At 60.4% G+C, this 24,464-nt stretch carries 22 protein-coding genes; 18 read left to right on the forward strand and 4 right to left on the reverse strand.

The window, feature by feature from the left end; translation table 11 throughout:
• Nucleotides 1-10: 10 nt before the first annotated feature.
• Together FAZ30_RS10620 and FAZ30_RS20575 are read right to left on the reverse strand one after the other, a co-directional pair.
• On the reverse strand, nucleotides 11-748 hold the full coding sequence (locus FAZ30_RS10620) for a sugar phosphate isomerase/epimerase family protein (RefSeq protein WP_205676586.1): 738 nt from the start codon (nucleotides 746-748) through the stop codon (nucleotides 11-13).
• The gene (locus FAZ30_RS20575) at nucleotides 730-909 is read right to left on the reverse strand and encodes a hypothetical protein (RefSeq protein WP_205676587.1); all 180 of its coding nucleotides are present in this window, start codon (nucleotides 907-909) and stop codon (nucleotides 730-732) included. Before FAZ30_RS20575 ends, FAZ30_RS10620 begins: the two co-directional genes overlap by 19 nt.
• A gap of 203 nt (nucleotides 910-1,112) precedes the next feature.
• Between FAZ30_RS20575 and FAZ30_RS10625 the strand changes: the two genes are divergently transcribed.
• The 6 genes from FAZ30_RS10625 to FAZ30_RS10650 all read left to right on the forward strand — a co-directional run bounded on the left by FAZ30_RS10625 (nucleotide 1,113) and on the right by FAZ30_RS10650 (nucleotide 9,288).
• Nucleotides 1,113-2,168: a LacI family DNA-binding transcriptional regulator gene (locus tag FAZ30_RS10625; RefSeq protein WP_137009386.1), complete on the forward strand. Its 1,056-nt coding sequence runs from the start codon at nucleotides 1,113-1,115 to the stop codon at nucleotides 2,166-2,168.
• A 188-nt stretch (nucleotides 2,169-2,356) separates the two neighbouring features.
• Nucleotides 2,357-4,213, forward strand: a complete 1,857-nt coding sequence (iolD, locus tag FAZ30_RS10630; protein WP_246043347.1) for a 3D-(3,5/4)-trihydroxycyclohexane-1,2-dione acylhydrolase (decyclizing) — start codon at nucleotides 2,357-2,359, stop codon at nucleotides 4,211-4,213.
• A gap of 403 nt (nucleotides 4,214-4,616) precedes the next feature.
• Nucleotides 4,617-5,555 carry a sugar ABC transporter substrate-binding protein gene (locus FAZ30_RS10635; RefSeq protein WP_137009387.1) on the forward strand — a complete coding sequence of 313 codons (939 nt, stop codon included), beginning with the start codon at nucleotides 4,617-4,619 and terminating at the stop codon, nucleotides 5,553-5,555.
• A 58-nt stretch (nucleotides 5,556-5,613) separates the two neighbouring features.
• A complete protein-coding gene (locus FAZ30_RS10640) occupies nucleotides 5,614-7,161 on the forward strand; it encodes a sugar ABC transporter ATP-binding protein (RefSeq protein ID WP_137009388.1) in 1,548 nt (515 codons plus the stop codon).
• Nucleotides 7,162-7,210: 49 nt separating this feature from the next.
• Nucleotides 7,211-8,236 carry an ABC transporter permease gene (locus tag FAZ30_RS10645; protein WP_103525526.1) on the forward strand — a complete coding sequence of 342 codons (1,026 nt, stop codon included), beginning with the start codon at nucleotides 7,211-7,213 and terminating at the stop codon, nucleotides 8,234-8,236.
• Between the two features lie 140 nt (nucleotides 8,237-8,376).
• On the forward strand, nucleotides 8,377-9,288 hold the full coding sequence (locus FAZ30_RS10650) for a DMT family transporter (RefSeq protein WP_137009389.1): 912 nt from the start codon (nucleotides 8,377-8,379) through the stop codon (nucleotides 9,286-9,288).
• Here the strand turns inward: FAZ30_RS10650 and FAZ30_RS10655 are convergent.
• Entirely contained in the window at nucleotides 9,218-10,084 is an 867-nt protein-coding gene (locus FAZ30_RS10655; RefSeq protein ID WP_124642627.1) for a MurR/RpiR family transcriptional regulator, read from the reverse strand. The two genes, FAZ30_RS10650 and FAZ30_RS10655, sit on opposite strands and share 71 nt — an antisense overlap.
• Before the next feature lie 235 nt (nucleotides 10,085-10,319).
• Between FAZ30_RS10655 and FAZ30_RS10660 the strand changes: the two genes are divergently transcribed.
• The 4 genes from FAZ30_RS10660 to FAZ30_RS10675 all read left to right on the forward strand — a co-directional run bounded on the left by FAZ30_RS10660 (nucleotide 10,320) and on the right by FAZ30_RS10675 (nucleotide 15,591).
• Nucleotides 10,320-12,257: a bifunctional 5-dehydro-2-deoxygluconokinase/5-dehydro-2-deoxyphosphogluconate aldolase gene (locus FAZ30_RS10660; protein WP_137009390.1), complete on the forward strand. Its 1,938-nt coding sequence runs from the start codon at nucleotides 10,320-10,322 to the stop codon at nucleotides 12,255-12,257.
• Between the two features lie 22 nt (nucleotides 12,258-12,279).
• On the forward strand, nucleotides 12,280-13,197 hold the full coding sequence (gene iolE, locus FAZ30_RS10665; RefSeq protein WP_124642622.1) for a myo-inosose-2 dehydratase: 918 nt from the start codon (nucleotides 12,280-12,282) through the stop codon (nucleotides 13,195-13,197).
• Nucleotides 13,194-13,991 carry a 5-deoxy-glucuronate isomerase gene (iolB, locus tag FAZ30_RS10670; RefSeq protein WP_124642620.1) on the forward strand — a complete coding sequence of 266 codons (798 nt, stop codon included), beginning with the start codon at nucleotides 13,194-13,196 and terminating at the stop codon, nucleotides 13,989-13,991. Before iolE ends, iolB begins: the two co-directional genes overlap by 4 nt.
• Before the next feature lie 106 nt (nucleotides 13,992-14,097).
• The gene (locus tag FAZ30_RS10675; RefSeq protein ID WP_137009391.1) at nucleotides 14,098-15,591 is read left to right on the forward strand and encodes a CoA-acylating methylmalonate-semialdehyde dehydrogenase; all 1,494 of its coding nucleotides are present in this window, start codon (nucleotides 14,098-14,100) and stop codon (nucleotides 15,589-15,591) included.
• A 204-nt stretch (nucleotides 15,592-15,795) separates the two neighbouring features.
• Here the strand turns inward: FAZ30_RS10675 and FAZ30_RS10680 are convergent, their stop codons facing one another.
• Nucleotides 15,796-16,632, reverse strand: a complete 837-nt coding sequence (locus FAZ30_RS10680; RefSeq protein WP_137009392.1) for an SPOR domain-containing protein — start codon at nucleotides 16,630-16,632, stop codon at nucleotides 15,796-15,798.
• A 139-nt stretch (nucleotides 16,633-16,771) separates the two neighbouring features.
• Between FAZ30_RS10680 and ndk the strand changes: the two genes are divergently transcribed.
• From ndk to bamB, 8 genes are all read left to right on the forward strand, one after another.
• Nucleotides 16,772-17,197, forward strand: coding sequence for a nucleoside-diphosphate kinase (gene ndk / locus FAZ30_RS10685; RefSeq protein ID WP_124642614.1), 426 nt, complete (start codon nucleotides 16,772-16,774; stop codon nucleotides 17,195-17,197).
• Nucleotides 17,198-17,267: 70 nt separating this feature from the next.
• Nucleotides 17,268-18,362 carry a dual-specificity RNA methyltransferase RlmN gene (gene rlmN, locus FAZ30_RS10690; protein ID WP_124642612.1) on the forward strand — a complete coding sequence of 365 codons (1,095 nt, stop codon included), beginning with the start codon at nucleotides 17,268-17,270 and terminating at the stop codon, nucleotides 18,360-18,362.
• Nucleotides 18,359-19,102, forward strand: coding sequence for a type IV pilus biogenesis/stability protein PilW (gene pilW / locus FAZ30_RS10695; protein ID WP_233578374.1), 744 nt, complete (start codon nucleotides 18,359-18,361; stop codon nucleotides 19,100-19,102). The genes rlmN and pilW overlap by 4 nt, the downstream gene beginning before the upstream one ends.
• Before the next feature lie 2 nt (nucleotides 19,103-19,104).
• Nucleotides 19,105-20,040, forward strand: a complete 936-nt coding sequence (locus FAZ30_RS10700; protein WP_137009393.1) for a RodZ domain-containing protein — start codon at nucleotides 19,105-19,107, stop codon at nucleotides 20,038-20,040.
• 14 nt (nucleotides 20,041-20,054) lie between these two features.
• Nucleotides 20,055-21,335, forward strand: a complete 1,281-nt coding sequence (gene ispG, locus FAZ30_RS10705; RefSeq protein ID WP_124642606.1) for a flavodoxin-dependent (E)-4-hydroxy-3-methylbut-2-enyl-diphosphate synthase — start codon at nucleotides 20,055-20,057, stop codon at nucleotides 21,333-21,335.
• Nucleotides 21,336-21,392: 57 nt separating this feature from the next.
• Nucleotides 21,393-22,664 carry a histidine--tRNA ligase gene (gene hisS, locus FAZ30_RS10710; protein WP_124642604.1) on the forward strand — a complete coding sequence of 424 codons (1,272 nt, stop codon included), beginning with the start codon at nucleotides 21,393-21,395 and terminating at the stop codon, nucleotides 22,662-22,664.
• Between the two features lie 17 nt (nucleotides 22,665-22,681).
• Entirely contained in the window at nucleotides 22,682-23,311 is a 630-nt protein-coding gene (locus FAZ30_RS10715) for a YfgM family protein (protein WP_137009394.1), read from the forward strand.
• Nucleotides 23,312-23,314: 3 nt separating this feature from the next.
• Nucleotides 23,315-24,454, forward strand: a complete 1,140-nt coding sequence (gene bamB, locus FAZ30_RS10720; RefSeq protein ID WP_124642600.1) for an outer membrane protein assembly factor BamB — start codon at nucleotides 23,315-23,317, stop codon at nucleotides 24,452-24,454.
• Nucleotides 24,455-24,464 lie beyond the last annotated feature (10 nt).

Raw genomic sequence — 24,464 nt, forward strand, 5'->3', positions numbered from 1 at the left:
GTGAGGGGGCTTACTTCGGTTGCCAGTGGCGGTAGTGCTGGTTCAGGTAGCGCTGCATTTCGCTCAGCATGAAGCGCGACGATTCATCGGCGCGTTCTTCCCAGGCAAACACGCAGGAAGACAGCACGCCGTCAAAGCCGATCTCGGCCAGGGTGGCGAAGAACACATCCCAGTCGATTTCGCCCTGGCCGATATCCAGATGCTGATGTACGCGCACATTGGCCCCCGGCGGATTGACGATGTAGCGCAGACCGGATGACGCCCGGTGATTGAAGGTGTCGGCCACCCGCACATGGGTTAGTACTGGCGCAGCGGCACGCAGCATGGCGGCCATGTCGTCGCCGTAATAGAAGGTATGTGGCGCGATATAGGACAGCTTGACCTGAGGCGAGCCGATTAGCTGCACGATGTCCAGTGCCGGCTGAAAGGTTTCGATCCAGTCTTCCGGATGCGGCTCTATCGATAGCTGCAGGCCTTCACGCTCGAAAATCGGTAGAAGTTCGTCCATCGAACGCCAAAATGCCGCCTCGCATTGCTCCGGGGTGTTGATGCCTGCTCCCATGCCCAGTGACCGTTCTGGCGCTGCGCCACGACCAAATTCGGAAATCAGGGTGTCGCACTCCAGCTCCACCGCAATTTCGATGGCCCGCTTCCAGTATTTCATTGCCGCCTGGCGTTCATCTTCGAACGGGCTGGACCAGCGGTACATCGGCTGCAAGGTGGCCAGGCTCACGCCATGCTCGCGCATGGGGCCAGCCGTACGCCATTGGCACGCGGCATGGCCCACCATTGCAGCAGGTCGGCACGTGGCGATAACTCGATATGGCGGTAACCCAGCTCTGCCGTCTTGCGGCACAGCTCTGGCAGGCTCAGCTGCCGGTGCATGTAAGGGTCCAGAGCAATTTTCATGTCGTCCTCCTGTTCTTGTCGTATGGCCGGATAATGTTGCGGTGCACACCATGCCAAGCGCTTGATGCCTTGTGGCGGAAGGGGGGCAGGCTGGTGTGGTGGGACTGACTCTAGGGGAGGGAGAACAGCTTTTCAGTTGCTGTTTTGACGATAAATCGTCAATGTGGGCCGATTGCCCAGCTAGCAGCACAGGAAGGCTCCCCATGACGGCACCCGCTCGTCGCAAGAAAACCGCCCGCTTTATCGAAATTGCCGCCGCCGCCGGGGTGAGCGTGGCCACGGTGGACCGGGTATTGAACGAGCGCGGCAGCGTATCTGCCCAGGCGCGGGACAGGGTAGTGGCCGCTGCACGCGAACTGGCAGTGCCACGGCTGTTACCGGACACCCGTCACGGGCTGATTCATATCGACATCCTGTTGCCGGACAACCGCTCGCCATTTTTCCAGCGCCTGCGCCAGGCCTTGCTGCAGGCACTGCCCATGCTGGACCAGCGGGTGGTGGTGCATCAGCAAACGCTGGGCGAAAAAGACGAGGCAGGCCTGCTGCGCGCGCTGCGACCACGGCCCTACCTTCGGCAGGGGCTGATTGTGGCGGCACCGGATACCCCTGCAGTGCAGCTGGCCTTGCAAGCAGCCATCCAGCGTGGCGAGCAGGTGGCCCTGGTGGTGAGTAATGTGGCCGGCCTGCCACAGGCGCGCTATGTCGGCATCGACAACCACGCTGCCGGGCGTACTGCCGGCCTGTTGCTGGGGCGGTTGTGCCGCCAGCCGGGGCGGGTGCTATTGCTGTCCAGCCGGCCGGATTATCGTGGCCATCTGGAGCGCGCCAGCGGCTGTGCCGAGGTGCTGGCGCAGGACTTTCCCCATTTGCAGTGCGATCAGGTGGCCACCGCCACCCATGACGATGCCGACCGTTGCCATGCTGCGGTCAGCCTTGCCTTCAAGCAGGGGCAGCCGATTGCCGGCATTTACAACAGTGGAGCCGGCTCCCCGGGCATCGAAGCTGCGCTGCACCGCTATGCCATCCACGACAAGGTGTGTTGGGTGACGCACGAATTGTCGGACGACCACCGTCTGTATCTGCAACAGGGCCTGCTGGACGTGGTGATTGATCAGGACCCGGACGGCCAGGCCATCAAGGCCTTGCAGCATGTGCTGAGTGTGGCGGAGCAAGCGCCCGCCGCTGCCAGGGCTGGTCCGGCGGAATTCCGGTTGTATCTGGCAGAAAACATGTCAGCCCAGCCTTATCTGACCGGCTGAATCTGCCTGGCCGCAACGCCTTGGTTTCGCATTCAAGGAAATCAATTTCCAAAATAAAATAAAATGAAAAATATTTTGCAATTTGGTTGAAATCTTATATCGTAGTGGCAGACAAGCCCCTTACCGTTGATGGCCTGCCAGCGGCTCCGCCCAGCCGGGCGCAGGCTGTCTCCCCCTGGAGAATGGATGTGAAAACCGTACGTCTCACCGTGGCCCAGGCGCTGGTGCGCTATCTGGCCGCGCAGTTTGTCACCCTGCCGGATGGCCGCCGGGAGCGGCTGTTTGGTGGAGTGTGGGCCATTTTCGGCCATGGCAATGTGGCTGGTCTGGGCGAGGCGCTGCAGGCTGCGCAGGATGTGCTGCCCACCTTGCGCGCGCACAACGAACAGGGCATGGCGCTGGCCGCCACCGCTTATGCCAAGGCGCATTTCCGCCGCCGCATGATGGCGGTCAGTACCTCCATTGGCCCTGGTTGTACCAATCTGGTGACTGCCGCTGCCGTGGCCCATGTCAACCGCCTGCCCATGCTGCTGTTGCCAGGTGATGTGTTCATCTCGCGCGCACCGGACCCGGTGCTGCAACAAGTAGAAGATTTTCAGGATGGCGGCGTGTCGGCGGTGGACTGCCTGCGCCCGGTATCGCGCTATTTCGATCGCATCGTGGTGCCATCGCAACTGCTCACCGCCTTGCCACGTGCCATCGCCACCCTGACCGATCCGGCGCAGTGCGGCCCGGTGACGCTGGCGCTGCCGCAGGATGTACAGGCCCAGGCCTGCGACTGGCCGGAGTCCTTCTTTGCCGAGCGGGATATCCATTTCCGCCAGCCGCCGCCGGAGCCGACCGAGCTGGCCCGGCTGGCTGCCTTGCTGCGTCAGGCCAAGCGTCCGCTCATCGTCTGTGGTGGCGGGGTGCTGTATAGCGCTGGCGGTGTGGATGCACTGAAAAATTTTGTGGAAAGCCATGGCATTCCGGTGGGCGAAAGCCAGGCAGGCAAGGGTGCGCTGGCCTGGGATCATCCGCTGCTGGCGGGTTCCATTGGCGTAACCGGCTCGCCTGCGGCCAATGAACTGGCCGAACAGGCTGACGTGGTGCTGGCCGTGGGTAGCCGCTTGCAGGACTTCACCACCGGCTCGCACACGCTGTATGCCCAGGCCACTTTGCTGTCCATCAATGTGAATGGCTTTGATGCCATCAAATGGGGTGGTCACAGCCTGCAATGTGATGCTGCGGTGGGTCTGGCGGGGCTGAGCAGTGCACTACAAGGCTGGCAGGCAGACGCTGACTGGACGGCACACAGCCAGCGGCTGTGCCATGGCTGGCGGCGTCAGGTGGCGGAGATCGTGCACAGCCCGCGTGCCAGCTTGCCGACCTATGCCGAAGCCATCGGCGCGGTACAGGCATCGGCGGTGGATTCGGCCGAACGCGACATCGTGGTGTGCGCGGCGGGCACCTTGCCTGCCGAATTGCACAAGTTGTGGCGCACCAGTACGCCGGGTGGCTATCACATGGAATATGGCTTCTCCTGCATGGGCTACGAGGTAGCCGGCGGCCTGGGGGTGAAGATGGCCAGGCCGGAGCGGGAAGTCATCGTGATGGTGGGTGATGGCAGCTATCTGATGTTGAACAACGAGCTGGCCACCTCGGTGATGCTCGGCTACAAACTCATCGTGGTGTTGTTGGACAATGCCGGCTATGCCTGCATCAACCGCTTGCAACAGGCCTGCGGCGGTGTGCCATTCAACAATATGCTGGCCGATTGCCTGCACGGCGAACATGGCATCCCGCAGATCGACTTTGCCCGGAATGCCCGTTCGCTGGGGGCGGAGGCGGAAACGGTCAGTACGGTGGCGCAACTGCAGGCCGCCATGCTGCGCGCCCGTGCCGCCAGCCGCAGCTATCTGATCCAGCTGCGCATTGATGGCCCGCAATGCACGCCGGAAGGTGGCAGCTGGTGGGAAGTGGGTATCCCGGAAGTATCGGAACGCGAGCAGGTGCGTGACGCTCGTGCTGCCTATGAAGAGGCCCGCCAGCGTCAGCGCCAGTGAGGCGGCTTGCTGGCGCCGCGGGGCTAGGCTGCTTGACCGAGCAGTACTGCGCTAGCCTGTTGAGAAAGCCACAGGTCTGAAAGACAGTAGCCATGCCATCGCGGCATGGCTTTTTCATTTTCTTTTTCAATATTTTTTCAGTAAATAATTTTAAAAAACAATTGGATAGATGATTTTTTTGCGCAGGGTGCTAGGTGATGGCAGGAAGATGTGTGGTATCTGTCAAAAGCAAAAATGGAAAAATATTTCTACTAATTTTTATTTGTGAAATTTTATTTGCAATAATGCGTGTGCTCACTTATCTTAGCTGCACGACCAGACGATATGCGCCTTGCATTGCACTGCAACATGGAAAACGGCGCATCTCGGGATCGAACCACTAATAAGGACAGGAGACGCATCAATGAAACGCATCACCAAGCTTGCTGGTTCCGCAGTGTTCTTTTCCCTCACCATGCTGGCCATGCCGGCCTCTGCTGCCAAACTGGGCGTGACCATGTCCGCCTTCGACGACAATTTCCTGACCGTGCTGCGCAACAATATGAAGACCTACGCCGGCAGCCAGAAAGGCGTGGACATCCAGTTTGAAGATGCGCAAAACGATGTGGGCCGCCAGCTCAGCCAGGTACAGAATTTCATTGCGCAGAAAGTCGACGGCATCATCGTCAATGTGGTGGATACCGACGCCACCCCGAAAATCACCAAGCTGGCCCAGAGCGCAGGCATCCCGCTGGTGTACGTAAACCGCATGCCGGCCGACAAGACCTTGCCATCCAAGGTAGCCTTTGTCGGCTCCAATGAAGCCGAGTCCGGCACCGTGCAAATGAAAGAGGTATGCCGCTTGCTCAAGGGCAAGGGCAATATCGTGGTGATGATGGGTGATCTGTCCAACCAGGCTGCGCGCCAGCGCACCAAGGACGTGGAAGAGGTCATCGCCAAGGCACCGTGTAATGGCATCAAGATTGTGGAAAAGCAGACTGCCAAATGGTCGCGCACTGATGGCCGCGACCTGATGATGAACTGGCTGAGTGCCGGTGTGCAGTTTGATGCCGTGGTGTCCAATAACGACGAAATGGCACTGGGTGCCATCCAGGCGCTCAAGTCCGCCAAACGTCTGGACAAGACCATCGTGGCTGGCGTGGATGCCACCCAGGATGCGCTTACCGCCATGAAAAACGGCGAGCTGAAAGTCACTGTGTTCCAGAATGCCGCAGGTCAGGGCAAGGGCGCAGTCGATACCGCCCTCAAGCTTTCCCGTGGCGAGAAGCTGCCGTCGATGATTTGGGTGCCGTTTGAGCTGGTGACCCCGGCCAATCTGAAGAACTATCAGTCGCGCAACTAATTGCCGCAGCGGGCGGCATCTGCTGGACGATGCCGCCCGGCACGAGGAGGAGCAAGCCATGTTGAGCCTGGCCCCAGAAAAACCACTGACTACCGCCCCATCCCACCCGCCGGTGGCTGCCCAGCAGCTGCTGATCGAAGTGGAAGGTGTACGCAAGGCCTTCCCCGGCGTGGTGGCACTGGATGATGTGTCCTTTCGCCTGCGCGCCGGTACGGTGCATGCCCTGATGGGCGAGAACGGTGCTGGCAAATCCACCCTGATGAAGATTCTGGCCGGGGTGTATATCCCGGACCAGGGTGTTTATCGCCTGCACGGCCGCGAGATCGCCCTGACATCGCCGCTGGATGCACTGGAAAACGGCATCGCCATGATCCATCAGGAACTGAACCTGATGCCCTTCATGAGCATTGCCGAAAACATCTGGATCCGCCGCGAGCCGCTGAACCGTTTCGGCCTGATCGACCATGCGCGCATGTATCAGATGACGCGGGAGCTGTTTGCCCAGCTGTCCATCGAGCTGGACCCGGAAGCCAAGGTCGCCAGCCTGAGCATTTCCAGCCGCCAGATGGTGGAGATCGCCCGCGCCGTATCGTACAACTCCGATGTGCTAATCATGGACGAGCCCACCTCGGCGCTGACCGAGCACGAAGTGGCGCATCTGTTCCGCATCGTGCGCATGCTGCGCGAGCAGGGCAAGGGCATCATCTATATCACCCACAAGATGAACGAGCTGTTCGAGATTGCCGATGAGGTGTCGGTATTCCGCGATGGCCATTTCATCGGCTGCAAGCAGGTGGAGCAACTGAGCCACGATGAAGTGATCCGCATGATGGTGGGGCGTGAAATTACCGAGATGTTCCCCAAAACCATCGTGCCGATTGGCGATGTGGCACTGGAAGTGAGCCATCTCACACTGGATGGCGTATTCCACGATGTGTCTTTTTCGCTGCGTCAGGGCGAGATTCTCGGGGTGGCCGGCTTGATCGGCTCCGGCCGCAGCAATGTGGCGGAAACCCTGTTTGGCGTCAGCCCGGCCAGCAAGGGCGAGATTAAGGTGTTGGGCCAGGCGGTGACGATCGATTCACCGCGCACCGCCATGCAGCACGGCATGGCCTTTCTCACCGAAGACCGCAAGGACACCGGCTGTTTCCTCAGCTTGAGCATTCAGGAAAACATGCAGATTTCGGTACTGGGTGGTGACAATCTGCAAGCCGGCTTTGTGCGGCAGCAGGCTCTGGATGCCATGTGCGAGGCCATGTCCGGCACCTTGCGGGTTAAGACACCCAATCTGCAGGAGCGGATTGAAAACCTGTCCGGCGGCAATCAGCAAAAGGTGCTGATTGGCCGCTGGCTGCTGACCAATCCGAAAATACTCATTCTGGACGAGCCCACCCGCGGCATCGACGTCGGGGCCAAGGCGGAAATCCACAAGCTGATCTGCAAACTGGCAGGGCAGGGCGTGGCCGTGATCATGATTTCGTCGGAGCTGCCCGAGGTACTGGGCATGAGTGACCGCATCATGGTGATGCATGAAGGCCGGGTCACCGGCATCGTCGACCGCGCCGATGCCACCCAGGTCAGCATCATGACACTGGCTGCCGGCTGACCTCAGTTGGCCACGGCAGGCAAGCACAATAACAGCAGGAGAAGACAAGATGGCAATCAGCAATACGCAAGCACTGGGCAAATCTCCCAAGCCCGGTGCATTCCGGTTCAAACTGCCGGCCGAAGCACGCATCTTCATGGTGCTGCTGGGCGTGGCCCTGATTTTTGAACTGTTGGGCTGGATATTTGTTGGCCAGAGCTTTATCGCCAACAAGGAAAGGCTCATCGTGATGATTCTGCAGGTATCGGTCATCGGCATCATCGCCGTGGGGGTCACCCAGATCATCATCATGGGCGGTATCGATTTGTCCTCGGGCTCGGTAGTCGCGCTCACCGCCATGGTGTCGGCCAGTCTGGCGCAGACCTCGGATTTTGCCCGTGCAGTCTTCCCCACGCTGACCGACCTGCCGGTGATTGCACCGCTGGCTGCCGGCCTGCTGGTGGGGCTGGTATGCGGGCTGATCAACGGTACGGTAATTGCCAAGACGGCCATTCCACCCTTCATCGCGACCCTGGGGGTCATGGTTACGGCACGCGGCATGGCCAAGTGGTATACCCAGGGCGAACCCATCAGCATGCTGTCGGACAACTACGCAGCCATTGGTGCCGGCATCAATCCGGTCATCATCTTTCTGGTGACGGCGCTGGTGTTCCACATCATTCTCAGCTACACCCGCTACGGCAAATACACTTATGCCATCGGTGCCAACCGTGCGGCCGCCCGCGTGGCCGGCATCAATGTCAATCGCCATCTGATTCTGGTGTACACCGTGGCCGGCCTGCTGTCCGGCCTAGCCGGGGTGGTGACCTCGGCACGGGCGGTATCCGGTCAGGCCGGCATGGGCATGATGTACGAGCTGGATGCGATTGCCGCTGCGGTCATCGGTGGCACCTCGCTCAATGGCGGTCTGGGCAAGATTACCGGCACCGTCATTGGCACGCTGATCCTGGGCACCATGACCTCTGGTTTCACCTTCCTGCGCATCGATGCCTATTACCAGGAAATCGTCAAAGGCATCATCATCGTGGTGGCCGTGGTGGCGGACCAGTACCGTCAGCGCAACCGCCGCAGCTAACAGTCAACTGACACGACGCAGGGTGTGACACCGGTTAAACTGCTGCCGGCGTGACACCCTGTCGCAATTTCTCTGCAGGGTGTTGATCGGGAAGGCGAGCCTTCCCGTTTTTTCATTAATGGCGGGAAGGTGTTGTTGTTTTGAATCGTGCTCTGCGCCCCAGGCTGGCCGAAGCCAGCCTGATACTGGTTACCCTGATTGCCGGCTTTGGCTGGCTGTGTTCCAAGGAAGTGCTGCGCGGCATGCCGCCGCTGTTGTTTCTGGGCGTGCGTTTCGCCTCTGCCGGTGCGGTGCTGGCTGTGCTGGCACGCCTGCGCGCTCAGCCATTGCCGTGGCGGCTGCATGCCACTAGCTGGTGGAGTGCGGCCATGCTGGCGCTGGCCATGGTGTTGTGGATGCTGGCCTTGCAACTGAGCCATAACCTGGGGGTGGGCGCCTTCATCGGCAGCCTGGGCGTGGTGCTGGCCCCGGTGCTGGCGCGGCTGATGTTTGGCACGGTGCTGCTGGCGCAGACCTTGTGGGCCATGCCGCTGGCGGTGCTGGGAGTGGCTGCCATGGCCTTGCATGGCGGTTGGCAGCTGGATGTGGCGGACAGCCTGTTTCTGGCTTCGGCTCTGGCGATGTCGGTGTTTCTCAATCTGAACGGGCGTGCGGGTGCGCGGGCACCGGCCTTGTCACTGACTGCCTTGCAGCTGTTGCTGGCCGGGGCGGCTGGTTTCGCCGGCAGTGCGCTGGTGGAGCCGTGGCCTGCCAGCCTGAGCCCGGCAGTGTGGGGCTGGCTGCTGGTCAGCATCTTGCTGGCCACTTGTGGCCGTTTCTTTTTGCAGGGTTGGGCGCAGGCCAGGGTGCCGATGCAGCGTTCGGCCTTCATCCTGCTGCTGGAGCCGGTATGGACCGCCGTGCTGGCCTGGTGGTGGTTTGGCAGCGGCATGAGCGCCAGCCAACTGACCGGCGCCGGCCTGATCATGTCGTCCTTGCTGATCAGTCGTCGTAAGCCCCGGCGTCGCGGGTCTCTTCAATCACCAGTTCCAGCCGGTAAGACAGGGCAATGAACAAGGCCTGGCACAGACTGATGGTGCTGGTGAGCGAACGGAAGGCGAAGGCACTACCTTCTTTTACCGTCAGCACCGCATCGGCATGGCGCGACAGCGGGCTGAGCTGACTGTCGGTAATCACCAGCTGCCTGGCCTTGCTTTGTGCGGCCACGCGCGCGCAGTAGCGGGTTTCCTTGCCATAGGGCTGAAAGCTGATGGCAATCAGCAAGTCGTTTTCGCGGATGCTGCGGATCTGGTCGTGGTACATGCCGCCCAGCCCGGATACCAGGTGCACGCGCTTGGCTGTGTGTTGCAAGGCGTAGCTGATATAGCTGGCAATCGGAAACATGCGCCGCACCGCTACTACATAGATATTGTCTGCCTTCACCAGCAAATCAACCGCCTTGTCGATGGCGACCGGGTCCAGGGTCTGGCCCAGCTCGTCCAGGCCTTGCTGGCAGGCGGCAATGAAGTTCTGCGTTACCTGGGTGTTGCTCAGCGGCGTGTCCTGGGTGGCAATCACGCTGCGGATGCGCTTCTGGTAGTTGTTGACGTTGCTGGCTGCGGGGGCAAAGGCATCGCGGAACACCGTCTGCATGTCGGAAAAGCCGCTGAAGCCAAAGCGCTGGGCAAAACGCACAATGGCCGATGGCTGCACTTCGCAGGCATGGGCGATATCGGTTATCCGCTCCAGGATCAGTGTCTGGCGGTGTTCCTCGATATATTTGGCAATCACTTTCAGCTGCTTGCTCAGGCCTTCGTACTCCTCGGCAATCCGCTGCATCAGCTGGTCCGCGCTCATTTCCTTGCTCATGTTGTGAAGTTTCTGCTGTCTGGACCGTCCTATTTTAGAGGGAATCGGCCAAGTTAGAAAAAATTATTTCGGAAATAAATTTCTATTAGAAATTAAATACGAAAAAAATGTTGCATTTGCCGTGGCCGCGTTTTATGCTGGTTGCAACCGATATGGCTGACGGATTGCTTCCCCGGGCGGGTGGGGGCAGCTTGCAGCGGCGGACAGTCACTCAACCAGACATAGAATGCACACCATGCAAAACACCACCCATTTTGCTGCCGACCGACCGCTGGACCTGATTTGCCTGGGTCGGCTGGCCATCGATCTGTATGCCCGCCAGCTGGGAGCCAGGCTGGAGGATGCCGCCAGCTTTGCCCGCTATCTGGGCGGCTCCTCTGCCAATATCGCTTTCGGTACCGCCAGGCTGGGCCTGAAGTCCGCCATGCTGTCCCGTGTGGGCGATGAGCACATGGGCCGCTACCTGCTGCAAACCCTGTCTGACGAAGGCTGCGATGTCAGTCAGGTGAAAGTCGACCCGGAACGGCTCACCGCGCTGGTGCTCTTGGGCATTAAGGACCGCGATACCTTCCCCCTGCTGTTCTACCGCGAGAACTGCGCCGACATGGCGCTGGAAGAAGCAGATATCGATGAAAGCTTTATCGCTTCCAGCAAGGCGCTGCTGATTACCGGCACTCATTTTTCCACCGCCAAGGTCAACGCCGCCAGCCGCAAGGCATTGGCCCTGGCGCGCCAGCATGATGTACGCACCGTGCTGGACATCGATTACCGCCCGGTGCTGTGGGGTATCACTGGCCGGGGCAATGGCGAGGAGCGCTATATCGCCAGCGACGGGGTGACTGCACATTTGCAATCGGTGCTGCCGCTGTTCGACCTGATTGTGGGTACCGAAGAAGAAATCAATATTGCTGGCGGTTCGGCTGACTTGCTGACCAGCCTGGCCACCGTGCGCCAGCTCGCACCGCAAGCTACCTTGGTGGTGAAGCGTGGTCCGCTGGGTTGCGCGGTCATTCCGGCGGCCATTCCTGAGCGCATTGAGGATGCTTTCTCGGTCAAGGGCGCACAGGTGGAGGTGATGAATGTGCTGGGGGCCGGCGATGCCTTTTTGTCGGGCTTTCTGTCTGGCTGGCTCAATGGCCGTGACTATGACTGGTGCTGCACGCGCGCCAATGCCTGCGGTGCGCTGGTGGTGTCCCGTCATGGTTGCTCGCCAGCCATGCCCACCCCGGCCGAGCTGGATTACTTCCTTGGCCTGGAGCAAACACCGCTACGCCCAGGTGAGGATGCCACCCTCAGTCGCCTGCATCGGGTCAGCATCAAGCGCAAGCAATGGGACGACCTGTGTGTATTCGCCTTTGACCATCGCAAGCAGTTTTTCGAGCTGGCACAGCAGAGCGGGGTAGATGAAGCACGGATTTCCACTCTCAAGAGCTTGCTGGTACAGGCAGTCGCCGAAACCGAGACCGCGCTGCAACTGCAAGGCCATATCGGCATTCTGGTGGATGACCGCTACGGCGAGGACGCCATGTACGCCGCCACTGGCCGCGGCTGGTGGCTGGGCCGTCCGGTGGAGCTGCCCGGTTCCAATCCGCTGGAATTCGACCGTGGCCGCACCGCTACGGCCCGGCTGGAAAGCTGGCCGCAGGAACACATCATCAAATGTCTGGTGCAGTACCACCCGGATGACACGCTGGAAAACCGGCTGGAACAGGAAGCCCAGGTGCGTGCCATTTACGAGGCGGCACAGCTGAGCGGACACGAACTGCTGCTGGAAGTGATTCCATCGAAAAAGCTGCCGCAACAGCCGGATACCGTGCTGCGCGCACTCAAGCGTTTCTACAATCTGGGCATTTATCCGGAGTGGTGGAAGCTGGAATCCATGTCGGCCATGCAATGGCAGGCAGTGGATGCTCTGCTGGCCGAGCGCGACCCTTACTGCCGTGGCGTGGTGCTGCTGGGTCTGCATGCCTCGCTGGATGTGCTGCGTCAGGGCTTCGCCGACGCCGCCGTCAGCACCAGCTGCCGTGGTTTCATGGTGGGGCGCACCCTGTTCCATGAACCATCACAACGCTGGCTGGCCGGCGAACTGGACGATGCCGGGCTGATCAGCGCCGCCCGTGCCAATTTTGAAACCCTGATCGACATCTGGCACAGCCGTCGCCAGCCGCGCTAAGCATCACCGGAGGAGCACAATAATGAGCAAGCCATTCAAGGTAAGAATCGGCATCAACCCCATTTCCTGGTGCAATGACGACCTGCCTTCGCTGGGTGGAGAAGTGACGCTGGAGACCATCCTTGCTGAAGGCTCCCGCATCGGCTATCAGGGTTTCGAGCTGGGCAACAAGTTTCCGCGCGACCCGGCCGCGCTGGCCGCCGTGCTACGGCCCTATGGTGTGGCCTGCATTTCCGGTTGGCACTCCGGCTTGCTGGCCGAGGGCACGGTAGAAGACGAAATCCGTCGGGTCGAGCCGCATCTGCAATTACTGGTGCACAACGGCTGCAAGGTGATGGTGTACGGCGAAGTGGCCAGCGCCATTCAGGGCCAGCCACAGCCGCTGTACAAGCGCCCGCGTTTCAACAGCCAGCAGCAATGGCTGGCCTATGGCGCGCGCCTGAATGAATTTGCCCGCCACCTGCAATCCCGTGGCATCACTCTGGCCTACCACCACCACATGGGTGCTTATGTGGAAACGGCACAGGACATCGACCAGTTGATGGCGGTGACTGGGCCGGAGGTCGGTCTGCTGTTCGATAGCGGCCATATCACCTTCGCCGGTGGCGATGCCCTCGCCGTGCTGAAAAAACATATTGCCCGCGTGGTGCATGTGCATTGCAAGGACGTGCGCCCGCAAGTGGTGGCGCAGGCCTGGAACGGCAACTGGAGCTTTCTGCAGGCGGTGATCAACGGTGCCTTTACCGTGCCGGGCGATGGCTGCATCGATTTTGCGGCAATCCTGCAAACCCTGGCCGATCACGACTATGCCGGCTGGCTGGTGGTCGAGGCCGAGCAAGACCCGGTGGTGGCCCCCAGCTACGAATACGCCGACAAGGGCTATCGCACCCTGTCCGGCCTGGTGGCTGCCATCAATCAGCAGGAAAGGAATGTGGCATGAGTTTGCTGGTAAAGGCAGGCAAGGGACGCGAGATTGCCGATATCACCCCGCACCGTGCGGGCTGGCAGCACGTTGGCTTTCGCGCACTGCGGCTGGATGTGGGCGAGCAGGAAAACTGGCTGGACGCCGGGCGCGAATGCTGTCTGGTGATCCTGAGCGGCAAGCTGGCAGTGCGCGCAGGTGATCAGGCCTGGGATAGTCTGGGCGAGCGCAGCAGCGTGTTCGATGACCAAGCGCCGTGGGCGGTCTATGTGCCGGCCGGTACGGCGCTGACCATGGCTGCGCTGACTCCGGCCGAAGTGGCACTGTGCTCGGCTCCGGGCCAGGCAGGGCGCGAGGTACGGCTGATTGATCCTGCCAGCATGCAGCGCAGTGTGCGCGGCAAGGGGGCCAATACCCGCTATGTCACCGACATCCTGCCGCAAACCGAGCCTGCAGATGGCCTGCTGGTGGTGGAAGTGATTACCCCGTCCGGCCACTCCTCCAGCTACCCGCCGCACAAGCACGATCTGGACAATCTGCCGGCGGAAAGCGCGCTGGAAGAAACCTACTATCACCGCATCGACCCGCCGCAGGGTTTCGCCTTTCAGCGTGTGTATACCGATGACCGCAGTCTGGACGAATCGCATGCGGTGGAGAACCACGACGTGATGATGGTGCCACGTGGCTATCACCCGGTATGCGTTCCTTACGGCTACCAGTCCTATTACCTGAATGTAATGGCCGGGCCCAAGCGCCAATGGAGTTTTCGCAACGACCCGCAGCACGAGTGGCTGCTGCAGCTACCCGACTGAAGCCGACAGACCCGCCCTGTAGGGACGGGCCGCTCCGATCCCCACCGATTCCGTTTTGATGCCGAAGACAGGCAGGCCACCGGCTTGCCCGCCGCAAGGAGATTTCATGTTACAGATTCCGCATTTCATCAATGGCCAGCGTACGGCTGGCTCGGCACAACGCCATGCCGCGGTGTTCAACCCGGCATTGGGACGCCCGCAGGCCGAAGTGGCCCTGGCCGAACCACAAGATGTGGCCGCCGCGGTGGCAGCCGCCCATGCGGCCTTTCCGGCCTGGGCGGCACTGTCGCCGCTCAAGCGCTCGCGCATCCTGTTCCGCTTCAAGAGCATTCTGGAAGAACGCCAGCGCGAACTGGCTGCGGTGATTTCCAGCGAGCATGGCAAGGTGGAGTCCGACGCCCAGGGCGAAGTGCAGCGCGGGCTGGAAGTGGTGGAGTTTGCCTGCGGCATTCCGCAGTTGCTCAAGGGCGAATACACCGAGCAGGTGGCCAGCGGTGTGGATGCCTGGACCATGCGCCAGCCGCTGGGCGTGGTGGCCGGCATCACGCCTTTCAACTTTCCGGCCATGGTGCCGATGTGGATGTTCCCGGTGGCGCTGGCCTGCGGCAATAGCTTTATTCTCAAGCCCTCCGAGCGTGACCCATCGGCCAGCCTGCTGATCGCTGAATGGCTGAAAGAAGCCGGCTTGCCGGATGGCGTGTTCAATGTGCTGCAAGGCGACAAGCTGGCGGTGGATGGCCTGCTTACCCATCCGGATGTGGCGGCAGTCAGCTTTGTCGGCTCCACACCGATTGCCCGTTACATCTACGAAACCGGTGCTGCGCACGGCAAGCGGGTACAGGCGCTGGGCGGGGCCAAGAATCATATGGTGGTGCTGCCGGACGCCGATCTGGACATGACTATCGAAGCGCTGATGGGCGCGGCCTATGGTTCGGCTGGCGAGCGCTGCATGGCCATCTCCGTGGCCGTGGCCGTGGGCGATGTGGCGGACACGCTGGTGTCGCGGCTGGCCGAGCGTACCCGCCAGCTACGCATCAATGTCGGTACCGACCCCAAGGCCGAAATGGGCCCGCTGGTGACGCGCCAGCATCTGGACAAGGTGACAGGCTATATCGCCCAGGGCGTAGCCGAAGGTGCCCAACTGGTGGTGGATGGCCGTGGGCTGGTGGTGCCTGGTTGCGAGGAAGGCTTCTTTATTGGCGGCACGCTGTTCGATCACGTTACGCCGGAGATGGCCATCTATCAGGAAGAAATCTTCGGCCCGGTGTTGGCCGTGGTGCGGGTAGACACTCTGGACGCGGCAGTACGGCTGATCAACCAGCATGCCTACGGTAATGGCACGGCCATCTTTACCCGCAATGGCGGTGCTGCCCGCGAGTTTGCCCACCGCATCCAGGTGGGGATGGTGGGCATCAATGTGCCGATTCCGGTGCCAATGGCCTTCCACAGCTTTGGCGGCTGGAAAGCCTCGCTGTTTGGCGACCATCACATGCACGGCCCGGAAGGGGTGCGTTTTTACACCCGCATGAAGGCCATTACCAGCCGCTGGCCGGCAGGGCAGGTGCAGAGCGCAGAATTTGCCATGCCGACACTGGGCTAGGCATCGTCAGAACTTCATTCCCTCATCCACAGTGGGACTTCCCGGGCAGCGCAGGCTGCCTGTTTTTACTCTGCAGAATGCAACAGGCCCGCCCTCATTAAATGAGGGCGGGCCTGACGTCTGCCAGCAAAAGGCTTGGAGCGGCTAACAAAATCGCGTAGCGCCCCTGGTGCAACGCCGCAGCGGGATTTTTGTTAGCAGCACTTATTGCGCGGCAGGCCCCAGTAGCGGGGTGTAGCCAAGGTTGCGCAGCTTGGCCATGGCCTCGTCCGCTTCGGCGCGGGTCTTGAACGGGCCGAGCTGAACGCGGGTTTCGGTGTGGGCTTCAATGCCCTTGGCTTTTAATTCCTTCACCAGTTTTTCCGCATTACCCATGCTGGAAAACAGCCCAAGCTGCAATTTGTAACCCAGCGAGCTGCCTTCCGGTTTGGCTTTGACCAGTGCGGTGGGCGGTGCGGTCACGCTGTTGTCGCTGTCGGTGCTGCTGCGTACTGGCAGGGGGGCAGGGGCTGCCTTGGCTGGTGCACTATGTGTGGTGACCACTGCAACGGGCGGCGTGGCGGCTTGTGGGGCAGCCGCCGCGGCTGGTGCTGCCGGTGCGGGTTTGCTGGCAGGTTTGGCAGCGGCAGGGTGGGCTGCCGGCGGTGTGACCGGTTTGCTGCTGGCGACCGCCGGGGTCTTGCTGATGTCTGGAGTCTGCGGTGGCGTTGCCGTCGGCGCTGCTGGCGAGGCCGAGTTGCCGGCGTCAGTCTGGGGTGCGCTAGCCTCTACTGCGGGGGCGCTGCTTTCAACTGCTGGCTCTGCTGCGGGCTGTTCCAGTGCCGGGGCTGAGCTGGGGTTGACGATCTTGCCCGAACTGCCAACTGGGGTGGTGGCCGTCATTTCCACTTTGGGTTTTTTCATGCTGTCCAGCACGGGAATGGCCGCCAGTGCCACGGCAACGAGTCCGCCAGCAATCGCCAGCCGCTTTTTCAGCTTGCTGTTGAGGTCTTTTTCATCCGGAGCAGAGCCGGGGTCTTGCCGTTGGTTTTGTTCTGTCATGGCCTTGAATTTTTATGCAGCAGAGGCTTGAAAAGGCTGGTAAAATATCGGGTTCCTCAGAATTGCGTAACCCGAGTGGCTGAGCTAGAGCCTAGTTTAGCCACTTGTTCTGTTATTTGGGAGTATTTGGGAGATTTTTATGGCAATTGAACGTACCCTGTCCATCGTTAAACCGGATGCCGTAGCCAAGAACGTTATCGGCAAGATCTACGACCGTTTCGAATCCGCCGGTCTGAAGGTGGTTGCAGCCAAGCTGAAGCAGCTGTCCCGCGCTGAAGCCGAAGGCTTCTACGCCGTGCACAAAGAGCGTCCTTTCTTCAAGGATCTGGTTGATTTCATGATTTCCGGCCCGGTGATGATCCAGGCTCTGGAAGGTGAAAACGCCATCGCTAAGAACCGCGAACTGATGGGCGCCACCGACCCGAAAAAGGCTGACGCCGGCACCATCCGCGCCGATTTCGCCGATTCCATCGATGCCAATGCCGTTCATGGTTCTGACAGCGCTGAAAACGCAGCAATCGAAGTGGCTTATTTCTTTGCCTCTTCCGAGGTTTACTCCCGTTAATCTCGCTTTGCCGCTTTAAGTTGTACCGGGCGGCAGCCATTCAGGCTGCCGCTGTTTTACCGAGGACTGCATGAAAACCAACCTGCTCGACTTCAATCTGGACCAGTTGACCGAACACTTTGCCGCCATGGGCGAGAAGCCCTTCCGTGCCAAGCAGGTGATGCGCTGGATGCACCAGATGGGCGAAGACGATTTCGACGCGATGACCGACCTGGCCAAAAGCCTGCGTGCCAAACTGCACCAGCATGCCGAGGTGCGCGTACCGTCGCTGATGACCGGGCAGGCGTCCAGTGATGGTACCCGCAAGTGGCTGCTCGACGTCGGCACCGGCAACGGTGTGGAAACCGTGTTCATTCCGGAAGACGAGCGCGGCACCTTGTGCGTGTCATCCCAGGTGGGCTGTGCGCTGGAGTGTACTTTCTGCTCCACCGGTCGCCAGGGTTTCAACCGCAACCTGAGCACTGCCGAAATCATCGGTCAGTTGTGGTGGGCCAACAAGGCCATGGGGATTACCCCGAAAAATGAACGCGTGGTGTCCAATGTGGTGATGATGGGCATGGGCGAACCGCTGGCCAACTTTGACAATGTGGTCAGCGCCCTGCAAATCATGCTGGACGATCACGGCTACGGCCTGAGTCGCCGTCGCGTGACGCTGTCTACCTCTGGCCTGGTGCCGCAGATGGATCGTCTGCGCGAAGCCTGTCCGGTTGCGCTGGCTGTTAGCCTGCATGCGCCGAATGATGCCATTCGCGATGAAATCGTCCCCATCAACAAGAAATACCCCCTGAAGGAATTGATGGCTGCCTGCCAGCGTTATCTGGAAAAGGCCCCGCGCGATTTCATCACCTTTGAATATGTCATGCTGGACGGCATCAACGATCGCCCCGAGCATGCCCGGCAGCTGCTGGAACTGGTGCGCGACGTACCGTGCAAGTTCAACCTGATTCCTTTCAATCCTTTCCCCAATTCCGGTTACGATCGCTCCAGCAATAACGCGATCCGCATCTTCCGCGAATTGTTGCAGGAACAGGGTTACGTGGTTACCGTAAGAAAAACCCGCGGTGACGACATCGACGCTGCCTGTGGTCAACTGGCCGGACAGGTGATGGACAAGACCAAGCGTCAGGTCAAATGGATGCAGATAGCCCAGGAGCGCGAAGAATGAGCAAGTGGCGAGTGTGGATGGCGGTGTGCCTGTTGGCGTATTCCCTTGTCGCATTCGCCGCGCCGGCCAACCGGAAACTGGCGGAAATCCGCAGCCAGCTGGCCGTTGAATATGCCGGGTTGGGTAATTTGCCGATAGCATTGGCCTCTGCCAATGAAGCCGTCCAGGCCGACGACAGCTTTGTCGGTGCTTATCTGACCCGGGCCTATGTGTACAATCTGATGCATCTGGATAGCGATGCGGAGAAGAACTTTCTCAAGGCGCTACAGGTCGATTCCTCCAGTCCAGAGGCAAATAATAATTACGGCCAGTTTCTGTGCGAACATGAACGCCCACGGGCAGCCATGGATTATTTCGCCAAGGCGATAGCCAACCCACTGTATCAGACACCCCAAACGGCCTATCTCAATATGGGCCGTTGCAGTGTCAAGCTGGGTGAAAACACCCAGGCCAACGATTACCTGCTGACTGCATTGCAGATGGCCCCCAATTATTTGCCCGCATTGCGCGAATTGGCTGCCTTGCATCTGGAGCTGGGCAATGCCAAGCTGGCGTCCTTTTATTTCGGACGCCTGCAACAGGCCGCAGGTAATGCGCTGCAGGGAGCCGATGTCTTGTGGCTGGGCGTGCAGATTGCCAGGAAAGGGGGAGACCGGGTGCATGAGGCGGAGTATTCCTCCGCGCTGAAAAGCCGCTACCCGGACTCCAAGGAAACACAACTGTTGTTGAGCGGAAGCTGAAGATGGAACAGGAAGCGCATGGCCAGTCGACCAGACTGGGTGTCGGCGCAGCGCTGAAAGCAGCGCGCGAACAAGCCGGCATGAGTCTGGGTGAAGTGGCCGAACGGCTGAAACTGTCTGTGCGGCAGCTGGATGCCATTGAAAAAGATGACTTCCAGCAATTGCCGGGTGCAACGTTCGTACGTGGTTTTGTCAGAAATTATGCCCGTTTTCTCAAGGTGGATTCCGAACCCTTGATGGCACAGCTGGAGGAGCATTTCCCCTCGGCAGTCAATGACGTGGTCAATCTGGTCAAGCATGACCCGTCCAGCGAGCCGGCCAGCATGGCCGAAACCCTCGCCCGGGTGTCGTCGCCAGCTGGCCGTAGCGGCAAAACGGGCAAATGGCTGCTGTGGTTGGTGCTGGCGGCTGCCGTGGCGGGTGGCGCAGTGTGGCTGGCTGGCTTGCAGGGCAAGTCTGCTCCCGTTGCTGACCAGGCATTGCAGCCCATGTTGACGCAGCAGGCTGCTTCTGCGCTTGCTGCATCTGCGCCGGTGTCGGCCTCGGCTGCCGTGGTGGCAGAGCCGGCCACGACTCCGGCTACGGCCAGTCAGGCTGTTGTTCAGCCGACTACCATCGCCTCTCCGGTAGTGACCGCAAGTGCAGCCACTGCTGTCAGTACCGGCAAAACGCCCGCCAGTGCAGCGGCGGCCGACAGCGCCAGCGGGCATATCCAGCTGAATGCACAGCAGGCTGCGTGGGTTTCGGTGATCGATGCCACCGGCAAGAAACTGCAATTCGGCATACTGGAGGCCGGCAGCAGCAAGGAATTGAGCGGCACGCCGCCTTTCCAGCTGAAAATTGGCAATGCCGCCCAGGTACAGCTCAGCTTTAACGGACAGCCCGTCGCTCTGACGGACAAGATTCGTGGCACTACCGCCAAAATTGAACTCAAGTAGATGCGGATTTTTGCATGAATAGCGTGAATATCGCGCGACGTCCCACCCGCCAGGTCAGGGTGGGACATGTCATGGTGGGGTCGGATGCGCCGGTTGTGGTGCAGTCCATGACCAATACCGACACGGCTGACGCCATCGCCACCGTAGAACAGGTTTACCAGTTGTCCCAGGCCGGCTCCGAGCTGGTGCGCATTACCGTGAATTCGCCGGAAGCCGCCGCACAGGTGGCGGAAATCCGCCAGCGGCTGGATGACATGGGTTGCAATGTGCCACTGGTGGGTGATTTCCACTTCAATGGCGATCGTCTGCTGAAAGAATATCCGGACTGCGCCCGTGCGCTGGCCAAATACCGTATCAACCCCGGCAATGTCGGCAAAGGTGCCAAGGGCGACGACAAGTTTGCCTTCATGATCCGCACCGCGGCCGAACTGGACAAGCCGGTACGCATTGGCGTCAACTGGGGCAGTCTGGATCAGGTCCTGCTGGCGCGCATGCTGGATGCCAACAACAGCAAGCCGCATCCCTTGCCGCTGGAACTGGTGATGCGCGAGGCGCTGATCGTGTCGGCGCTGGAATCAGCAGACAAGGCGATGGAATTGGGCCTGCCGGCCGACAACATCCTGCTGTCGTGCAAGGTCAGCAATGTGCAAGACCTGATTACCGTTTACCGCGATCTGGGCAGCCGTTGCGATTTCCCGCTGCATCTGGGCCTGACCGAGGCCGGCATGGGCAGCAAGGGTATTGTGGCGTCTTCCGCCGCCCTGGCCATCCTGCTGCAAGAAGGCATCGGCGACACCATCCGTATTTCGCTGACCCCACAGCCGGGCGAAGCGCGCACCCGTGAAGTCATCGTGGCGCAGGAATTGCTGCAAACCATGGGTTTGCGCAGCTTCACCCCGCTGGTGACAGCCTGTCCTGGCTGTGGTCGCACCACCAGTACCTTCTTCCAGGAACTGGCCGACCAGATCCAGAGCTATCTGCGCGAGCAGATGCCGATCTGGCGCTTGCAGTACCCCGGTGTGGAAGAGATGAAAGTGGCGGTGATGGGCTGCGTGGTCAATGGCCCGGGCGAAAGCAAGCTGGCCGATATCGGCATCTCCTTGCCAGGTACCGGCGAAGTGCCGGTTGCGCCAGTGTATGTGGATGGTCAGAAGGGCGTGACGCTGAAGGGCGATAATATCGCTGGCGAATTCAAGGCGCTGGTCGACGATTATGTGCAGACCCGCTACGGCGAAGGTGGCAGCAAGCGTCGTGACAGCAGCAGCCGCATCATTCCGATTCAGCCGCAACGCTGAGCCGGGCCGGCTGGCACCGGTGACAAGATCAATCGAATAGCAAAAAGAACTGTATAAATGGCGCAAAAATTGCAGGCAATCAAGGGCATGAATGATGTACTGCCCGCCGAATCCTACCAATGGGAATATTTTGAAGGTGTGCTGCGCAAGCTGCTGGCCGACTATGGCTATCAGAACATCCGCACCCCCATCGTGGAAACCACCCCGCTGTTTGTGCGCGCCATCGGCGAAGTGACCGATGTGGTCGAGAAGGAAATGTATACCTTCATCGATAGTCTCAACGGCGACAGCCTGACGCTGCGCCCGGAAGGCACCGCAGGCACCCTGCGCGCTGTGGTTGAACACACCCTGCTATACAACACCACGCAAAAACTGTGGTATATGGGCCCGATGTTCCGCCACGAAAAACCGCAGAAAGGCCGCTACCGTCAGTTCCACCAGATGGGTATCGAGGCGCTGGGCTTTGCTGGCCCGGATATCGACGCCGAAATCATCGCCATGACCGCCGACCTGTGGCAGCGCCTGGGTCTGAGCCAGTATGTGCGTCTGGAAATCAACTCGCTGGGCAATGCCGAAGAGCGTGGGCAACACCGTCAGGCGCTGATTGCCTATCTGGAGCAGTTCGTTGACATTCTGGACGAAGACGGCAAGCGCCGGCTGTACACCAATCCGCTGCGCGTGCTGGATACCAAGAATCCTGCCTTGCAAGATATGGCCGACAAGGCACCGCGCCTGTCCGATTATCTGGGCGAAGCTTCGCGCGCCCACTATGAAGGCTGGAAGAGCATGATCGCCAGCCTGGGCATTGAGTTCGTGGAAAATCCGCGGCTGGTGCGCGGGCTGGATTATTACAACCAGTCGGTATTCGAGTGGGTGACCACCGAGCTGGGTGCGCAGGGTACGGTGTGCGCTGGTGGCCGTTACGATGGCCTGATCGAACAGCTGGGTGGCAAGCCCGCCCCGGGCATCGGTTTTGGTATGGGGCTGGAGCGTGTGCTGCTGCTGTTGCAGGACAAGGGCCTGCTGCCGGCAGCCCGCAGCGTCGATGTCTACATCGTGCAGCAGGGGGCAGGCGCGGCCATGTATGCCATGAAGCTGGCTCAGCAAATGCGCACGGCCGGCCTGTCCGTTATCCAGCATCTGGGTGAGGGCAGCTTCAAGTCGCAAATGAAAAAGGCCGATGGCAGCGGTGCGGAATTTGCCGTCATCATCGGTGAAAACGAAATGGCTGCCGGTCAGGCCGTCGTCAAACCGATGCGTGCCGACGCGGCACAGCAGACGGTGACGCTGGACCAGGTAGCTTCGACCATTGCCGCTATCAAGGCTTGATATAAGGGGGGTGCGCCATGGCGTACGACTTGCAGGAACAGGAACAGATCGACTCCATGAAGGCCTTCTGGCAACAGTGGGGCAAGCTCATCAGTGGTGCGGTAGTGGCCATCAGTGTGGCTTATCTGGGTTACAAGGCTTTCGGCTATTACCAGAGCGCACAAGCCAGCAAGGCCGCCGTGGTGTTTGCTGATGTTGAGCAGGCTGCCCAAAGCCAGGATCTGGCCAAGGTGAGAAGTTCGGCCGGCCTGTTGCAGTCGGATTATTCTTCCACGGCCTACGCGGCAGATGCCGCCTTGCTGGCAGCCAAGATGGCTTTCGAAAAGAATGATCTGGCCACAGCCCAGGCGCAGCTATCCTGGGTGGTGCAAAACGTGAAGGACGAATCCATGGTGGCTGTCGCACATTTGCGCCTGGCTACCATCGAGCTGGATCAAAAGCGCTATGATGCTGCGATTGCCGAACTGGGCCAGGCGCATCCGAGTGCATTTGATGCGCTGTTCCTGGATCAAAAGGGTGATGTGCATGCAGCCAAGGGCGACAAGGCCGCGGCACGTGATGCTTATAAGGCTGCCCTGGCCAAGCTGGTAGGCGAATCGCCCAACCGCCAGTTCATACAGACCAAACTCGACGCACTGGGAGGTTAATTGATGCGCCGCCAACTGCTGGTTACTGCTGTTCTTTCCTCGTTCTTGCTGGCCGGCTGCGCCAGCTGGTTTGAAAGTTCCTCCGCTGCTAAACCCACACCGCTGGCGGCCATCAAGCCCATCCAGGCCTTGAATGTGAAATGGACGCTGTCGCAAGCAGCCTCTAACAGCGGTTTTACCCCGGTTTACGCCAACGGCAACGTAGTGTCGGCTGATCCTTCCGGTCATGTCCGTACTGTCGATGCCCTGTCCGGCCGCGTGAGCGCCGATGTCACACTCAAGCGCGACTTGTCATCTGGTGTTGCCGTTGCCGGTGATACCGTCATTGTCGGTAGCCAGGATGGCAAACTGCTGGCAGTGGATCGCAGCAGTGGCAAACTGCTGTGGGAGCAGTCGCTCACCAGCGTGATGCTGGAAGCGCCGCAAGTGGCTGGCGGCATGGTGGTGGTACGCAGCAACGATGGCCGCCTGACCGGCTTCAGCCTGGCTGATGGCAAGCAGCAATGGTCGATTGCCCATGCCCAGCCGCAATTGCTGGTGCGCAATACCGGCTCGATGCAGGCGGTTGGCAACGAAGCCGTCATGGTAGGTCTGCCCGGTGGCAAGCTGGACATCATCAGCCCGGCCAACGGCAATACGCTGTGGGAAGGTGTGGTCGCCAACCCGCGTGGTGCTACCGAACTGGAGCGCATCACCGATATCACCAGCCGTCCGGTCTACGACGGCGGACAAGTTTGCAGCGTGGCCTACCAAGGGCGCGTGGCCTGCTTCGATGCCAAGAGCGGCAGCCTGATGTGGGCACGCGAACAGTCCTCCAGCCGCGGAGTGGCGCTGGATGCCAGCAAATTGTATGTGACTGCGGAAGATGGCTCGGTCTGGGCCTATGACCGCAGTACCGGTCGCAGCCTGTGGAAGACCGATGCCCTGAAATTCCGCAATGTATCCGGCCCCGCCATGCTCGGACGTTTTGTCCTGGTGATCGATGGCGAAGGCTATGGCCACCTGCTGTCCAATGAGAGCGGCAGTCTGGTGGGCCGTGTGAAACTTGGCAGCGAAGGCGCAACCGCCCAGCCCGTCTCCCTGGGCGCATCTGCCCTGGTGCAGGGGCAAAATGGTCGCCTGTCGCTGCTGTCTATTGAGTAAAAGCTGTAAC

The sequence above is a fragment of the Aquitalea aquatilis genome (assembly GCF_005155025.1).
In the GTDB taxonomy this organism is placed as follows: Bacteria; Pseudomonadota; Gammaproteobacteria; order Burkholderiales; family Chromobacteriaceae; genus Aquitalea; species Aquitalea aquatilis.

Coding starts and splice junctions, on each gene's coding strand:
- FAZ30_RS10620 (WP_205676586.1), bottom strand. CDS start 748: ATGCGCGAGCATGGCGTGAGCCTGGCCACCTTGCAGCCGATGTACCGC.
- FAZ30_RS20575 (WP_205676587.1), bottom strand. CDS start 909: ATGAAAATTGCTCTGGACCCTTACATGCACCGGCAGCTGAGCCTGCCA.
- FAZ30_RS10625 (WP_137009386.1), top strand. CDS start 1,113: ATGACGGCACCCGCTCGTCGCAAGAAAACCGCCCGCTTTATCGAAATT.
- FAZ30_RS10635 (WP_137009387.1), top strand. CDS start 4,617: ATGAAACGCATCACCAAGCTTGCTGGTTCCGCAGTGTTCTTTTCCCTC.
- FAZ30_RS10640 (WP_137009388.1), top strand. CDS start 5,614: ATGTTGAGCCTGGCCCCAGAAAAACCACTGACTACCGCCCCATCCCAC.
- FAZ30_RS10645 (WP_103525526.1), top strand. CDS start 7,211: ATGGCAATCAGCAATACGCAAGCACTGGGCAAATCTCCCAAGCCCGGT.
- FAZ30_RS10655 (WP_124642627.1), bottom strand. CDS start 10,084: ATGAGCAAGGAAATGAGCGCGGACCAGCTGATGCAGCGGATTGCCGAG.
- FAZ30_RS10660 (WP_137009390.1), top strand. CDS start 10,320: ATGCAAAACACCACCCATTTTGCTGCCGACCGACCGCTGGACCTGATT.
- iolE (WP_124642622.1), top strand. CDS start 12,280: ATGAGCAAGCCATTCAAGGTAAGAATCGGCATCAACCCCATTTCCTGG.
- iolB (WP_124642620.1), top strand. CDS start 13,194: ATGAGTTTGCTGGTAAAGGCAGGCAAGGGACGCGAGATTGCCGATATC.
- FAZ30_RS10675 (WP_137009391.1), top strand. CDS start 14,098: ATGTTACAGATTCCGCATTTCATCAATGGCCAGCGTACGGCTGGCTCG.
- FAZ30_RS10680 (WP_137009392.1), bottom strand. CDS start 16,632: ATGACAGAACAAAACCAACGGCAAGACCCCGGCTCTGCTCCGGATGAA.
- ndk (WP_124642614.1), top strand. CDS start 16,772: ATGGCAATTGAACGTACCCTGTCCATCGTTAAACCGGATGCCGTAGCC.
- rlmN (WP_124642612.1), top strand. CDS start 17,268: ATGAAAACCAACCTGCTCGACTTCAATCTGGACCAGTTGACCGAACAC.
- pilW (WP_233578374.1), top strand. CDS start 18,359: ATGAGCAAGTGGCGAGTGTGGATGGCGGTGTGCCTGTTGGCGTATTCC.
- FAZ30_RS10700 (WP_137009393.1), top strand. CDS start 19,105: ATGGAACAGGAAGCGCATGGCCAGTCGACCAGACTGGGTGTCGGCGCA.
- ispG (WP_124642606.1), top strand. CDS start 20,055: ATGAATAGCGTGAATATCGCGCGACGTCCCACCCGCCAGGTCAGGGTG.
- hisS (WP_124642604.1), top strand. CDS start 21,393: ATGGCGCAAAAATTGCAGGCAATCAAGGGCATGAATGATGTACTGCCC.
- FAZ30_RS10715 (WP_137009394.1), top strand. CDS start 22,682: ATGGCGTACGACTTGCAGGAACAGGAACAGATCGACTCCATGAAGGCC.
- bamB (WP_124642600.1), top strand. CDS start 23,315: ATGCGCCGCCAACTGCTGGTTACTGCTGTTCTTTCCTCGTTCTTGCTG.